This window comes from Waterburya sp., from assembly GCF_058530065.1.
Map to the genome: position 1 here is coordinate 1 of NZ_JBZNBU010000242.1, position 14,560 is coordinate 14,560.

General features: G+C 41.1%; 14 protein-coding genes and 1 pseudogene. 3 read left to right on the forward strand and 12 right to left on the reverse strand.

Annotation, left to right across the window (positions count from 1 at the left end; genetic code table 11):
* The 10 genes from AC33VI_RS14425 to AC33VI_RS14470 form a co-directional block, all read right to left on the reverse strand.
* Positions 1-907 (reverse strand): protein kinase domain-containing protein (locus AC33VI_RS14425; protein ID WP_491782962.1); only part of this gene is annotated, 907 nt, incomplete at its 3' end.
* Positions 908-951: 44 nt separating this feature from the next.
* Positions 952-3,015 carry a serine/threonine phosphatase gene (locus tag AC33VI_RS14430; RefSeq protein WP_491782963.1) on the reverse strand — a complete coding sequence of 688 codons (2,064 nt, stop codon included), beginning with the start codon at positions 3,013-3,015 and terminating at the stop codon, positions 952-954.
* Between the two features lie 213 nt (positions 3,016-3,228).
* Positions 3,229-3,471: a DUF8620 family protein gene (locus tag AC33VI_RS14435; RefSeq protein ID WP_491782964.1), complete on the reverse strand. Its 243-nt coding sequence runs from the start codon at positions 3,469-3,471 to the stop codon at positions 3,229-3,231.
* A 4-nt stretch (positions 3,472-3,475) separates the two neighbouring features.
* Positions 3,476-4,843 (reverse strand): FADH(2)-oxidizing methylenetetrahydrofolate--tRNA-(uracil(54)-C(5))-methyltransferase TrmFO, encoded by a 1,368-nt coding sequence (trmFO, locus tag AC33VI_RS14440; protein ID WP_491782965.1) that lies wholly within the window; start codon positions 4,841-4,843, stop codon positions 3,476-3,478.
* 65 nt (positions 4,844-4,908) lie between these two features.
* Positions 4,909-5,646 carry a class I SAM-dependent methyltransferase gene (locus AC33VI_RS14445; RefSeq protein WP_491782966.1) on the reverse strand — a complete coding sequence of 246 codons (738 nt, stop codon included), beginning with the start codon at positions 5,644-5,646 and terminating at the stop codon, positions 4,909-4,911.
* Between the two features lie 24 nt (positions 5,647-5,670).
* Positions 5,671-6,624 carry an asparaginase gene (locus AC33VI_RS14450; RefSeq protein ID WP_491782967.1) on the reverse strand — a complete coding sequence of 318 codons (954 nt, stop codon included), beginning with the start codon at positions 6,622-6,624 and terminating at the stop codon, positions 5,671-5,673.
* Between the two features lie 101 nt (positions 6,625-6,725).
* Positions 6,726-7,229, reverse strand: a complete 504-nt coding sequence (locus AC33VI_RS14455; RefSeq protein WP_491782968.1) for a CGLD27 family protein — start codon at positions 7,227-7,229, stop codon at positions 6,726-6,728.
* 8 nt (positions 7,230-7,237) lie between these two features.
* On the reverse strand, positions 7,238-7,678 hold the full coding sequence (gene rsfS / locus AC33VI_RS14460) for a ribosome silencing factor (protein ID WP_491782969.1): 441 nt from the start codon (positions 7,676-7,678) through the stop codon (positions 7,238-7,240).
* Positions 7,679-7,743: 65 nt separating this feature from the next.
* On the reverse strand, positions 7,744-8,343 hold the full coding sequence (yqeK, locus tag AC33VI_RS14465; protein WP_491782970.1) for a bis(5'-nucleosyl)-tetraphosphatase (symmetrical) YqeK: 600 nt from the start codon (positions 8,341-8,343) through the stop codon (positions 7,744-7,746).
* A gap of 99 nt (positions 8,344-8,442) precedes the next feature.
* The gene (locus AC33VI_RS14470) at positions 8,443-8,763 is read right to left on the reverse strand and encodes a protein kinase domain-containing protein (RefSeq protein ID WP_491782974.1); all 321 of its coding nucleotides are present in this window, start codon (positions 8,761-8,763) and stop codon (positions 8,443-8,445) included.
* Positions 8,764-9,067: 304 nt separating this feature from the next.
* Between AC33VI_RS14470 and AC33VI_RS14475 the strand changes: the two genes are divergently transcribed.
* Positions 9,068-9,610 (forward strand): NADPH-dependent FMN reductase, encoded by a 543-nt coding sequence (locus tag AC33VI_RS14475; RefSeq protein WP_491782975.1) that lies wholly within the window; start codon positions 9,068-9,070, stop codon positions 9,608-9,610.
* An 87-nt stretch (positions 9,611-9,697) separates the two neighbouring features.
* Here AC33VI_RS14475 and AC33VI_RS14480 read toward each other — a convergent pair whose 3' ends face one another.
* Positions 9,698-11,116, reverse strand: coding sequence for a carotenoid oxygenase family protein (locus AC33VI_RS14480; protein WP_491782971.1), 1,419 nt, complete (start codon positions 11,114-11,116; stop codon positions 9,698-9,700).
* A gap of 46 nt (positions 11,117-11,162) precedes the next feature.
* Positions 11,163-13,694: a plasma-membrane proton-efflux P-type ATPase gene (locus AC33VI_RS14485; protein ID WP_491782972.1), complete on the reverse strand. Its 2,532-nt coding sequence runs from the start codon at positions 13,692-13,694 to the stop codon at positions 11,163-11,165.
* A gap of 67 nt (positions 13,695-13,761) precedes the next feature.
* Between AC33VI_RS14485 and AC33VI_RS14490 the strand changes: the two genes are divergently transcribed.
* On the forward strand, positions 13,762-14,037 hold the full coding sequence (locus AC33VI_RS14490) for a hypothetical protein (RefSeq protein ID WP_491782973.1): 276 nt from the start codon (positions 13,762-13,764) through the stop codon (positions 14,035-14,037).
* A gap of 339 nt (positions 14,038-14,376) precedes the next feature.
* Positions 14,377-14,560: pseudogene (locus tag AC33VI_RS14495) on the forward strand (DUF6691 family protein); the annotation flags it as partial.

Genomic DNA, 14,560 nt, shown 5'->3' on the forward strand with positions numbered 1-14,560 from the left:
CTAACAGCATCAAACGGCTGTCGATGTTGCGTAACATTAGATTGGCTGGTTTGATATCTCGGTGAACTAAAGGAGGATCGAGGTTATGTAGATATTCCACTACGTCGCAAATTTGGATCATCCAGCGAATAGTGCGTTCTGGATCGGTCGGTCCTCGCTGATTGACAAACTGTTCTAAGTTATGACCGTGAATTAATTCCATGACTAGATATTTGCGATCGTTTTCCACAAAAAAGTCATAGTATTTAGGGATTCCAGGGTGTTCCAAAGATTTTAAAATCCGAGCTTCCCGTTCAAATAATTCCCTGGCTTTGGGGATGCGAGCCATGTCTGCATTCATTTCTTTGAGAACTAAAAGCATAGGTGCATTTTTAACCGTTCGATTGCGATCCCAAGCTAAATAGGTAGTCCCCATACCACCCCGACCAAGAGTACGTAAGATTTGATAAGAACCAACAAAATGTTCTTCTTCGACGATGGGCTTACCACAATGACGACAAAAGATACTGCCTTCGGGGTTGTCTGCGTGGTCGCAAGGAACAGAGACTTCTAAGATATTAGTTTTATCGATTTCCCTCTGATTTTTTACCAGTTTAGATTCGATTTCAAATTTGAAGACAGGGCCATTTTCTGCCAGTCGAATCAAATCGTTATGGTTGACTATCGTCTCGGTAACAAATTCATTATTTACTAACGTACCATTAGTACCTCTGCTAATTAATTTCCACTGTTCCGCTGAGGCATCAATGAGATTTAATTCTAAATGCTGTCGAGAAACTTGAAAATAGCCGTGCAGCACAATGTCGTTATTTTGGGCGCGACCGATGCGAATTAATGGCTGGTCGGAAAATTCCCACTGTTGGAGGGGATGATTTGTCTGGGGTTCTAAGAGGGTAAAAATGACCATATTTGACAATTATCGATAAAGTAAGTTCAAGCTAATTATGGTCTTTAAAAATCAGGCTTTAACTTGACTCTAACTAGTATGGCAGTAATGTTATCGTGACCGTTATATTCATTGGCAAAATTTACTAATTCAAACAAACCTTGTTGTAAATTGCTCTGAGCACTAATTAAAGGTTCGAGATATTGTTGCCAATTTTTTTCCAGTAAGTTGTTGTCGCAAAGACCATCGGAACAAAGCAAAAGCAAGCAATCTTCTGTAACTTCCATAAATTGAATATCGGGTCGAACGTAATTGTTTTCTCGCGGGCCTAATGCTTGGGTCAGCTGATAGGCATCGGGTCTTCCGTAGGCAATATCTGGCTCGACACCGCGATTGATTTCTCTTTGTCCGACTTCATGGTCTAAGGTTAGTTGTTCTAATCCTAGTTTGCGAGTAATGCGATAAACGCGACTATCTCCCACATGAGCGATCGCTAACTGGGTATCTTTAAGTAAAGCCATTACCAAAGTCGTGCCCATTCTACCGCTACCAGAACGGGAATTATCAATATTGGTTTGATATAAGATGTCGTTAGTTAGTAATATGCCTTCTTCAATAGTTTCGCGATCTGGCAGACTATCTTGCCACTCAATTTTAAAAAATTTCTGTAACTGTTCTACTGCCATAGCACTGGCAACTTCTCCCGCAGCGTGTCCCCCCATACCGTCGCAAACTAGATATAAGCCTTTAACAGTCATGGAGATTTCGGAGTTGTTTTCAGATTTCTCGATCGCAGTTCTAACTCCGAAAAAATCTTCATTATGATCTCGTTGAGAACCAATATCCGTATAACTGGCATCGGTGACAGAACGCAACTGCATGGGAATCATTGCTGTAGCCTGCTCTTCAAATTCACTACCATACATCATGTCTTCTTCGTCTTCGTTGAAGAAGCCTAGTTGCTCTGGAGTTTCTAAATCGCTGTTGGGTTGAATATTGTTAGATTCGGAGGTCGTCATATTTGCACTAGGATAATTTGAATGAATGTGGAAGGACTCAAGTTCGTCCTCACCAAGACCGAGATTATGCAGTTCTAATCGTAATTGTTCTATTTCAATAATTTCCTCGGAGATTACGCGATCTAGCAATCGATGGATATTGTCTAAACGATCTAAATTGGATTCGCTAAAACATAATTGCCACATGGTAGCTAAATCTTTCAGATTGGGAGATTTTCCTTCTAAATCCAGATAAAGTTGCTGAAGACAAAAAGCTTGGTCTTCATCTATGCGCAAATTATCCTTGACCAATAAACTTTGAGCGCAACGGATTTGACATAATGGTTCCCATAATTTTGCCATTTCATCCAGAAACCAAATTATTTGTAACAATGGCAGTGGTTGTTGCGACCAAAGTTCCGTTAGCAGTTTCCAATGGGATCTATCTGGCAATAATACCACGGCGCGATCGCGCTGCTGCCAAGCGTCATAGATTTTGGGAACGATCGGAGTATATTTTTCTAAGATTAGATAGGGTAAAGCATGGGTTGGAACTCCAAATAAATTCCAATATTGAGTAACGGATAAATAAGAACTATTCAAATCTTGACCTAGTTCTGTAAATAGATCCATTTGCTGTTTTTGCAAAGTTGCTAAATGGGATTTTTGGCGGGGATATCGATCGATCGCTTGTCCCTGAAAAATTATGTTATCAAGTTTTTCGGTAAAGTCGGCAACGTTGGTAATTGATTCGGGACTAGCTTCAATAGTGTAGCGACTGGCATTATATTCGCCATTGCTTTCAAAATCCAGACTGGGTACTTTTTGATGAAGATTCTCGCTAAAAAAATCGGCAATATTTTCAATTTTGAGTTTTTCTTTCAGTTCTTTACATTGTTGAGCGATTCGCTCTTCTTTTTGCCCTTCGGGTTTAGCTACAGAATTCTCTCGAACAATAACCGCCCACAATTTGGTGTGATTTATGGCATTACAAAAACTACAGTTTTTTGCTTCAATGGGAATCTCAGCTTGGCATTCACAGCAAACTTTATGGGTTAATGATATGCCACAGTTTTGACAATATTTATGCTCTTCTGGATTTTCAAATTCACACTGAGGACAAATAAGCATACTGCATTTTCCGTTAAATATAATTTTCGCCTATATTAATTCCCATGTTTTCCCTAGTTTGTTTGATAAAACAGAAAAAAAATAATAGAAAAAAAAATAATTATATTTGCAATATTAGCTCATCGTCCTATTTTGGCAATCTCTTTTTAAATGGTACAAAGTCATAAATCGAGTGAAAAAATATTGCAAGAGATCGCTTATTTAGACTCAGCGTCAATCAGAACCGAATTTGCTGCTAATTTTATCGATCGCCCAAGTGACAAAAGCACCTAAAAATAAAATGCCAATCGCTGGATTAAACACTGGTTGCCAAAGTTTGTACCAAAGGTCGAAGCCCAGGGGAATATTGAGATAGCGACCGATAACGGCGACTGCAAACCAGATAAATCCCAAAAAAACTAAAAAGACATCGGCGATGAGAATGCGATTTAACCAAGTGACGATTTGTTCTTTCATAAATTTAATTAACTACTATTGCTTCGGTTGCTAAAAATTCCTTCCAGGTTGCCAAGTCTGCTAAAGAGCGATCGCGATATTGACCGTATCTTTCTTTTTTACTTTTTACTTTGGCAGGCAATTGAGGAATAATCCCAAAATTAGGAGGCATGGGCTGGAAGTGTTTGGGAGAAGCAGAGCTAATAAATTCAAATAACGCTCCCATCATTGTAGTTTCGGGCATAGTTAAAGGTTCTCGACCTAACGCCAGACGAGCAGCATTAGTTCCTGCCAACCATCCCCCTGCTGCGGCTGCGGTATAGCCTTCCGTACCAACTAATTGTCCTGCGGCGAGTACCCTCGGATTGTGTTTAAATTGCAAACTAGCTGTTAGAAGTTGGGGGGAATTAATAAAGGTATTGCGGTGCATGACTCCCATCCGCACAAATTCGGCATTTTCTAAACCAGGAATTAGGCGAAAGACTCGTTTTTGTTCTCCCCAACGTAAATTAGTTTGGAAACCTACCATATTCCATAGTTGTCCTGCCTTGTCTTCTTGACGCAGTTGCACTACTGCATAGGGACGCTTGCCTTTATTTTCAGGGGCGCGAAAATCTCCCAAACGAGAATCAAACAAACCCACAGGCTTGAGAGGACCATAACGCATGGTATCTTCTCCCCTGCGGGCTTGTTCTTCAATGGGCAGACAGCCTTCAAAAAATTTTGCCGTCTCCAATTCAAAATCTTTGAGTTCTGCTTGTTCTGCGGCGCACAAAGCCTCGTAAAATCTGAGATACTGTTCTTTATTCATCGAACAGTTGAGATAGGCTGCTTCTCCGCGATCGTAACGGGATGCCAGAAAAGCAATCTGGCGGTTGATCGACTCTCCTACCACAATAGGGCTAGCAGCATCAAAAAAGCTCATGTATTCCATCCCCGTAAACTTTTGTAAGTTTTCTGCTAGTTGAGGACTAGTTAAAGGTCCTGTGGTTAAGACTACAATCTCATCTTGAGGAATTTCGGTGATTTCTGCTCTTTTAAAGGTTACTAAGGGATGATTTGCCAAATTTCGAGTTAATTCACTGCTAAATACTGCCCGATCTACTGCCAAAGCACCCCCCGCAGGTACGGAGTGTTTGTCTGCGGTGGCAATGACTTGGGAATTTAAACGGCGTAATTCTTCATGGAGTAAACCCGCAGCGCGATCGCTATTTTTCGCACCAAAAGAATTGCTACAAACTAGTTCTGCCAATTCTTCCGTATGGTGAGCGGGGGAGGTACGGACGGGACGCATTTCATATAAGGTTACGGGCACACCCGCCTGGGCTATTTGCCAAGCCGCTTCTGTTCCTGCCAAACCACCACCAATTACAGTTACTCTGCGATCGCTCATATATTGCTTCTTCTTTGTTTGCTGATTTCTTTATAATTTTACATTTATTTATTTACTAGTAGAAATCAACGATGATATTCAATGCGGTGTTGTTCGATAATGCTAGAACTTCCCTTTAAAGAGCGATCGCGACGTATTTCGGTTAATCCTAATTCTGTAAATAGAGATAATTCCGCATCGGATAACGCCCAGGGTGGCCCATCAGGAACAGTATTATTTTTACGGTAATGAGTAACCACCAAAAGAATACCGTTGCTAGCTACTAAAGGTGCAATGGCTGAAATTATCTGCGATCGCACATTTAAGGGTAAAGCTTGAATATTACGACATTCAAAGACAAAATCAAACTGCTCTTGCCAAGCGGGATCTAAGGCAAATAGATCCCCAACTACATAATTAACTGAAGACTGAGGAAATCTAGTTTTACACCAAGCGATTGCCGTGGGAGAGATATCAAATGCGGTTACCCGATAACCACAGTTGGCTAAAAGTTCGGCATCGTCTCCCAAACCACAACCAATTACTAGGGCAGATTTGCCTTCAGGGGATGGAGGATAGGTATTTAACCAATCTTGTAAATAAGGATGAGCCTGATTTTTTGCCCAAGGTACTCCCTGGGAATTTCCCTGGGCTTGTGCATATAAAGGTTCAAACCAGCCAGAAGGATCTTGTTGGCTAATGGATTGTTGAGATAGATTTTTGATTTTTTTCCGTAATTTTTGCGCTGGTTTATCCAATATGATGGTGTCGAGCTTGATTTTTTTGGCGATCGCAATTAAATACCTGCGTAAAATTAAATTCATTACTTTTCACCAATAGGAGTTAAGTTAGAGAATAGATAATTCTCCAATGGTTTCCAAACGTTTAACAGGAGTTAACTGAACGAATTTATCTGCAAGCATTTCAGAGATAGCAGGAGATATCCAGCCCATTTGCTTGAGTAATTGAATCGCTACGGCATACTTAGCTCGTCTCGCGCCATCTTTGACTTTAATTGCCAATCCCATCCCCTGACCGATTCTACCAACGCACTGCACTCCTTCCGCACCAGATTTACTAATTAATTCTCCTTCGCTCAATCGCATCAATTCTGTATCGAAAGCCCCTTCTCCTGCAATTAAACGAGGGTAGTAAGTCATCGCCCTAGCAATACGTTCTAAATCTAGATTGTCTCCCGCTGCTAGTTGGGCATACAAGCGAGCCATTTGTTTTAGTTCCATTGAGTAGGTAGGCATTCCGCAGTCATCTTTTGCCCCAATTAACTCCTCTCCAGGCATTTCTAACAATTCTGATATTTTACTCAAAATCAACTTTTGTACGGGGTTAGAGCGACGTAAATAAGTATCGAGAGGCCAATTACGATTTTGACAGACAGCTAAAGCTCCTGCGTGCTTACCCGAACAGTTGTATTGCAAGCGAGTACTTTTTCCTGGAGGAATGGGACATTTAAGGTAGGTAGGATCGACATCAGCCCGCCAAAGTATGTTGAAAGCTTGTCGGGCTTGTTCCGTAGTTCCTTGATGGGAACTACAGGCGATCGCCAAATCCCGATCGCTCAGATCGTATTTTTGTAAAGTTCCCGTGCTAGTAATTGCCAAAGCTTGAAACGGTTTCAGGGCAGAACGAATAAAAGCAGAATTTTCTGCGTTGCCCGCCATCAGCAGAACCCGACCTCTACTATCGCATACTGTTGCTTCTACTTGATGAGATGATTCGACAATTCCTTCTCGCAGGAGATGGACTTCTATCGTCGGTGTCTGAATTTTTTTGCCCCTAGTCATTCGGTATTAGTTGTACTGACGAAAATAATGATTATGCTTTCGGCTGGGTTTGTAACTAGCTTTTCTGGGAAAAACTGAGTTGCAATTTCAACTCTTGTAGTTTAGCTAACAATCTGCCACATTAAACTACTGAATAAGATAACCCCTCCCAAAAAGCCATAGGTTTTGTGAAATCTTTTGAGAATCGGTTCTATTTCATAATTAGCCACCAGGCGATCGCGATTTAACATGGTAGTGGGTTTGAGCCAAGTTTGACCGTCGTACCAGCCCGACTCTTCATAAAAAATGCGATCGCTCATTAGCCTATCTTTGATATATTGCCAGCCTAAATAAATTCTCGCGATAAATATTCCTGTCAACAAACAAATACCAATCGCGCTAGATAATATGCAATGAAAGGTATCGTGTCGAGGAACGAATACTGACATAGCCAAAGGAATAGCTAACACAGCACTCCAAAAGCAGACCCAAGCTATCTTTCTGGCATAGTTTCCAATGGCAATAATACCCCAATCAAAGAGCCAAGATTCTTTCAGCTTTTCGTATTCGACAATTGGTTGTTGTTCGGTAGGAACGGGACAAAAATTTAGACTGGATTTATTCATAAAGAGATTTAACTTGGCTCGGAAGAATATTCAATGCGCTCTGCGTGTCCCCAAAACGCTTCTAAATTATAGTATTCTCTCTCTTCAGGAAGAAAGGTATGGACGATAACATCTTCATAGTCTTGAACCACCCAGTTTCCTTCTCGCTTGCCCGAAACTCTTACAGGAATACGATTATATTTCTCTTCCAGTTTTTCTTCAATCGATTCGGCGATCGCTTTTAACTGAGTTCCCGAAAATCCTGTAACAATTACAAAGTAGTCCGCCAGATAAGAAACATCAGATACATCTAATAAGACAATATCTTGAGCTTTTTTGTCCTCTGCTGCTGTTGCTATCTCTAGGGCTAATGCTTTGCTATCAATGTAAGAAGGATTTTGAGATTGTTGTTGGGTTGTGTTAGCGGAGCTTAACGAAGTTATCGCTTGTTCTGATGATAATTTACTCATTCAAATATGTTTTAAGATTTTATTTTTGATTTCGATAGGCTTTGTGGGTGAATAATTTTGGTTAACTATTGGTTGCGTTTTTTGGCTTTGGCTAAAGCCCAATTCCTCGTCAAGATAGTGCGGGGATGAATTACTTTTTGCTGACTTACTAGATATTTTAATGAAAGATCGCTAGTTTGTTGTACGCATTTGTAAAGATTTTCTTGGGCTGTAGCTCGGATTGCATTCAATTCTGCATTGTTCCCTCGATTTGGTTCGATGGCATCGGCTACAAACACCACGCAGCTTAATTTATCCATACCAGGATTGCCTAGAGTATGATTGCCAATAGCAGCCAATATTTTGGGGTCTTTAATACCAAATTCTTGTCGTGCCACCACTGCGCCTACCTCTGCATGAAGTAGATGGGGAGAATTGAGACATATTTCATCTACCACTATCTCGGCATCTTTGGCTATTTTCAACAGTTTTTTGGGAGAAAAGAATTTTGCCAAGTCGTGCATCAAACCTGCCTTTGCTGCTTTAGTTTGGTTTAACCCATGACAGCTAGCTAAATCGATACAAGTTTGCTCGACACCCAATATATGTTGCAAACGACGTTCGTTAACATTGTTTTTAAGCCAAGAGATAATGCGATGTCTCCCTTCAACTTCGTAGTCGCCCATGAATGGTATTGTAGTGGTTTTAAACAATCATTTTTGAAACTTCCTAGCTTTTAACCGATTGGCTTTAAGCTTCTAAATTAATTTATAGTATATTATAGCTCAAAGCAATAAACCCTGCTGGTGAACGTAACTAAGAGCTTCACCAACTTTGGTAATAATCTCGACTGCTTTAGTTTCTTCAAATTTGTTATTATCATCTAGATGTCTAGACAAATCTTTTCCTTTCACATATTCCATCACCATGCACCATAGTTCCCCTTCCTGAAACCCTTGAGGATAGACTTTGACTATGTTGGGATGACGACAACTAGCTAGAGCGATCGCTTCATTGATGAAACTACTTTGTAGTTGGAGAAAGTTTGGTTTGCTTCTGGCAAATTCATTTAGGGTTTTCAGGGCAAATAACTTATTAGTCCTAATTCGACTAAACCTTGTTTTAAATTCTTCAGCTTATTTTGAGTTATACCAATTCTCTAAATTATCGCTACAAATAGATAGCTTATTTCTTCTAGTCCCCCAGTCCCGTCAAGCGGGATAATATCTCCCAGTCTCCTAGTCTCCCAGCCCGAAAGTTATCTGTAGTCCCATTAAAGAGAAATGGTATTACTTGATATTGATGTTGATTTTGAATCGGTTCGATCTAGATTGACAGAGTATAATTTTTTTTGTTACTTTATACAAAGTCATAACGACTATGAATAAATTCCAAAAGGAGTTAGATATTGTGGTTAAAATTGTAGGAATTACAGGTAGTTTGAGAGATGGTTCTTATAGTGTCAAAGCCCTAAAGCAAGCAATTACGAGAGTAGAAACTTTGGGTGCAGAGGTAGAAATTCTAGATTTACAAAAGATGAATTTACCTTTCTGTGATGGTGGCGATGACTATTCCGACTATCCCGATGTGTCAAAGCTAAGAAATGCAGTCAAAACAGCAGATGGATTGATTTTAGCTACTCCTGAATATCACGGCAGCGTTAGTGGCGTACTCAAAAATGCCCTAGATTTGATGAGTTTCGAGCATTTATCGGGTAAAGTTGCAGGATTGATTAGTGTTTTGGGAGGACAGTCTAACAGTAATGCCCTCAATGACTTACGAGTTATCGTTCGTTGGGTACATGGTTGGGTCATTCCCGAACAAATTGCCATTGGACAAGCATGGCAAGCTTTTGATGGAGAAGGTAAATTATTGGATGAAAAACTATCCCAGAGATTCGATCGCTTTGCTCAGAGTTTAGTGGACAACACTCGTAAGATTAGGGAAATCTAGGAAACTACCCGTAACTAACTTTTACCATTCTCAAATGAATGACCAAGAATTAATCAATAAGGGCTTAATTGTAATTAATCTAGATATTTACTTCCAAGTACCGTGAAAACTGTGAGGAATTACCGAAGGTAACGCCAAACGACAGACAGGAAGATCGAACAGACGATCGCTTTGATAGATTCTGACCTCACTGCGATCTTCATTGCCATCATATACGACGGTCAACAACCAACCCCGCTGGGAATTATCTTGACTGGGAACGAATATCGGCTCGGAAGGATAGTAATTGTTACCCAAATCGGCGATTGCTAGATTGCTAGTTTCTCTGTCGAAACAGGCGATCGCATTAAACATTTCTTCCCCTACCGTTACTCCATAGCGATGGACGTTGAGATAGGTATAACGCCAAGATTGTCCCACTTTAGCAGGTGCGACTACAGGAAATTCGGCAGCAGTATTGGATAGTTGCTGGTTATTAACTACTTTGGCAGTTTGAGGATCTAGGGTTAGTTGCCACAATGTACCCTTAGCTTGGGTTTGAGTGTAACCAGAAGCCACTTCTTTGAGATATTGATTGGTGTCAAAATTCTCATAACGGATAAATTCCGTCACGATATTACCATCGCCATTGATGCACCCATTAGCAAAGTGCCATTGAAACCAAGGATCTGTATCGTTGCGACTGACTAATTCTAAAGACTGGCGATCGAAAACTAAGATTTCCGTACCTAATTCTGGTTTCCATTCCATGGCATCGCTATAGCTTTTTTGCCCCAATAAAATAGGTGCTAAATTTACTCTAACGGGAGAAACTAAGAAAACTAAATATCGACCTGCCAAACAAAAATCGTGGATTAAAGGTAAACCCGATAAGGAATGGGAATTTTTTCCTTCAAGTTTTCCCGAAGCAGCACAGCGATATAAATTTAAAGTAGTGCTAGCCCCTGGGGTTACTCCATAGTTAAAGATCTCTCCCGTTACTCCGTCTACTTTAGGATGTGCCGAGAAAGATTGTTTCTCCGTTAAACCTGATAAATCTTCCAGACCAATAGTAGTTAGATCGTTTAAATCCAAAGCATGGGGTTTGCCTCCTTCCCAAAGAGCCAATAAACGATCTGATAAGGCTAAAACTGAAGTATTAGCTGCATTTTTTACTGGCTTAAACCAATTATTCCAAAATGCCCCCTTCGCAGTCATACCGTAATTAGGATAGATAAAACTATCTTCTTTGGCTTCCTCAAGATATCCGTCCGTTTTAACATAACGATAAACGGCGGTTGCTCGACCATGGGCAAAATTAACCCCCAAAATTGCACCATCTCCATCAAACCAATGACCTACTCGATCTTCACCTCTAGTAAGTCTTGCAGGGCCATTACGGTATAGGTTGCCTTGAATTTCTGGCGGAATCGCACCAGAAATAATTGTTAAAGGCGTAGTATCAAATTCTCGGGCAGGTTTGGCGATCGCATTTGCCCAGGCTTTGGTTTTAGAAATAGCTATCATGGTTTTATTTTTTTATTTTAGCTTTTTGTTTAACAGGAGCTAATGGTTAGTGGTTATGGTTGTGGATGTGTTGACCTACCCAACGCTTAACCTTTCTTCTGACTCGCATTACAGGTTTACCCAGGTCAAAGAGCCGATATGCCTCTAACTTGACGCGGTCTTCAATTAAAAAGCCAATAAAGCAATAACCCCAAACCAGCAACGCCCAACCCCAGCCGATGGAAGGCATAAACAAGCCATAAACCGCAATTATGGTAGCGATGACTTGGGTAAAAATTACTGCAAACATTAAAATTAGTGCTGGACGAGAAGCCCAGAAAGGTTTACGAGTGCGGGCAACAAACACAGTGAGATGTCCAGCCACAGAAAGTTTGAGATAAATGAGAGTTTGAATGACTTCCCGACTCAGATGAAAAACAGTTTCCGCCAGATAGAAGAGTCCAAAAGATTCAATAACTCCGATTAATCCCAAGACGGTGGCGACTCCCAAAACCACAGGCATATTCCAAGTTTCAGGACGTGGGGAATAATTGGTGCGATCGTAAGCAATAGAAAGAATTGCCCCATCGTTGAGCAATGCCAGCAGCACAATCATGATTGCTGTGACTGGATAAAAGTCAAACACGAGGATCGAAAGAGTCATAAACGTCAGTACACGGATGGTTTCGGCAATGCGGTAAATGGCATAATTATTCATCCTCTGGAAAATTTTACGACTTTCGCGAATTGCATCCACAATTACTGAGAGTCCTGGTGCAAGTAACACAATATCCGCAGCGGCACGGGCAGCGTCAGTAGCTCCAGAAACCGCAATTCCTGTATCGGCTTTTTTTAAAGCTGGCGCATCATTAACTCCATCTCCCGTCATCCCTACCAGATGTCCCCGTTGTTGCAGTACATCAATGATGTGGTATTTGTGTTCGGGAAAAACTTGGGCAAAACCATCTGCTTTTTCGATGGTATCCCCTAACTGTCCGATTTGATGGTGTTCTGTATCGGCAAACAGGCTGGCATTAAGAATTTTAGTTCCCAAGCCCAATTGACCAGCAATTTCTGTGGCGATCGCCATTTGATCTCCCGTGAGCATTTTCACCTTGACTCCCAAAGAGCGCATCTCCTGAATGGTCATCAGGGAATCACTGCGGGGCGGATCGTAGAGGGGTAACACGCCGAGAAACTGCCACTGTCCTGACTCATTGGTTTTGGCTACTCCCAGGGAGCGAAAACCGCGCCGAGCAAACTCTGCTACCGTTTGGTCTACCTGGGGTTGAATTTCGTCTGCATTGGCAGCTAGTGCCAAAATTACCTGTGGCGCACCTTTACTGATCTTAAAAGTATGTCCGTCTGCTGTTTGCACAGTTGCTTCGGTGCGTTTGCTCACGGGGTCGAAGGGCAAAAACTGATTAACTAAATGAGTATTTAATCGCTCTTTATCCTTTAAAGCTTCTAACACTACCAGATCGATGGCATCTCCGTCTTCGTAGCGGGAAGCTAAAGCTGCATGAAAAATCACTTCCTCTGGATTATGGTCGTCGAGGCAAAATGGTTCGCCCAAGGTTAACTGATTTAAAGTTAAAGTCCCCGTTTTATCAGAACATAAAACATCAATACCCGCTAATTCTTCAATAGCAGCTAGCCGACTTACAATTGCTTGTTTTTTTGCCAGTTTTTCTGCCCCCACTGCCATAGTTACCGATAAAACCGTGGGCATCGCGACAGGAATGGAAGCAACGGTTAAAACCAGGGCAAATTTGAGGGTAGTTACCAGGCTATCCTCTCGGAAAATGGCGACTACAAAAATCAGAATTACCAGCACGAGGGCAAGAGCAATTAAGTAATCCCCAATTTTTAATACTGCCCGTTGAAAGTGACTGACGGTATGAGTGCTTTCTACCAAACGAGCGGTTTTACCAAAGTAGGTATTCGCACCAGTAGCATAAACTAGGGCATCGATTTCTCCCCGCTTCACAATCGAACCAGAATATACCACCTCTTCTGGCTGTTTAGTCACGGGCAGCGATTCTCCTGTTAAAGCCGACTGATCTACTTCGATCGCATCTCCCACTAGCAGTCTGGCATCGGCTGGTACAATATCCCCCAGGCGTAACCTAATTAAATCCCCTGGTACTAATTCGCGAGCGGCAATAGTTGTCCAGATATTCTCCCGCTTCACCTTGGCTTTGAGAGCTAACTGCGCTTTGAGCGCGGCGATCGCATTTCCCGCCTGATATTCTTCCCAAAAACCCACCAGAGCGTTAACAATTAACAAAGCCAGAATAATCCCTAAATCCGCCCAATCTCGCACCAATGCCGAGAGAATGGCAGCAATTTCAATCATCCAGGGAATTGGACCCCAAAAGTGAGCCAGAAACTGCATCCAAGGACTAAGAGTTTCTTCTGGTAATTCGTTGTAACCGTATTGGGATAAGCGTTGTTGTACTGTACTAGCACTCAACCCACTACCAGAAGTATCCAGCCGTTGTTGCAGTTGGTCTAGAGATAAATGGGTTATCTCTGCTTCAGTTAGTATGGATGGGTCAAGTTGCCGACTATTGTTTTTTGCTTTACCAAGCTTCATCTGAGAGAACCTAGCGATCTGGTAAGGTAATAAGATTAGGTTATTACACCTTCAAGATTTATTGTTCGTGACTCAACAAAAATCTACTGTTCCCTCTCTTTTTGCTTACGAGAAAGACATCCTCGAACCGATGCCGTCTCAACCTCCAAATTTGGAAGACGATCGTAAAGATACTTTGATTGACTGGCAATTGGAAAGAGAAGTACAAATTTTAGTAGTTATCCTGCTGGTTGGTATCATCCTTTTGGTGGGCTTTCTCAATCGAAGAGTAGAAAACGCTTTACTATTTGCTTTGTTTTTAAGTGGTATGATTATTGCTTTCTTTTTTGCTTTACTGGGATGATCTCTGGTGATTCTTCTCAAAGTAAGACTAAGATAAAATTGTAGCTGGCACTCAAATTTGACACTATCTCTTACTAAACGAAAAAGCAATTATTTTGGAATTTAACTCTTTTCAATGCCATCGCACTTATACAACTATACGATAATATAATATATATTATCGTATAGTTGTATAACTAACTAAAAATATTAAGAGTAATTATTATGGCAGAAGTAAATTGGATTGCAGCTTTAATTGGTGGGATGCTGATTGGACTGAGTGCAACTATTCTAATGGCTTTTGATGGATCTTTAGGGAATAAGAAAGTTGTCATTAATTATTAGATATTAGTTAGAGAAAATGAAACAGAAATTAATTGCTCTTTTATCTGGACTGCTATTTGGTTTTGGCTTAAGTCTTTCTCAAATGATCGATCGCGATCGCGTGTTAGGATTCTTAGATGTTTCGGGAGACTGAGATCCCACTCTCTTATTTGTCTTGGGTGGTGCGGTTGGGCTTACTGTACTTGCTTTTCGCTTTGTAC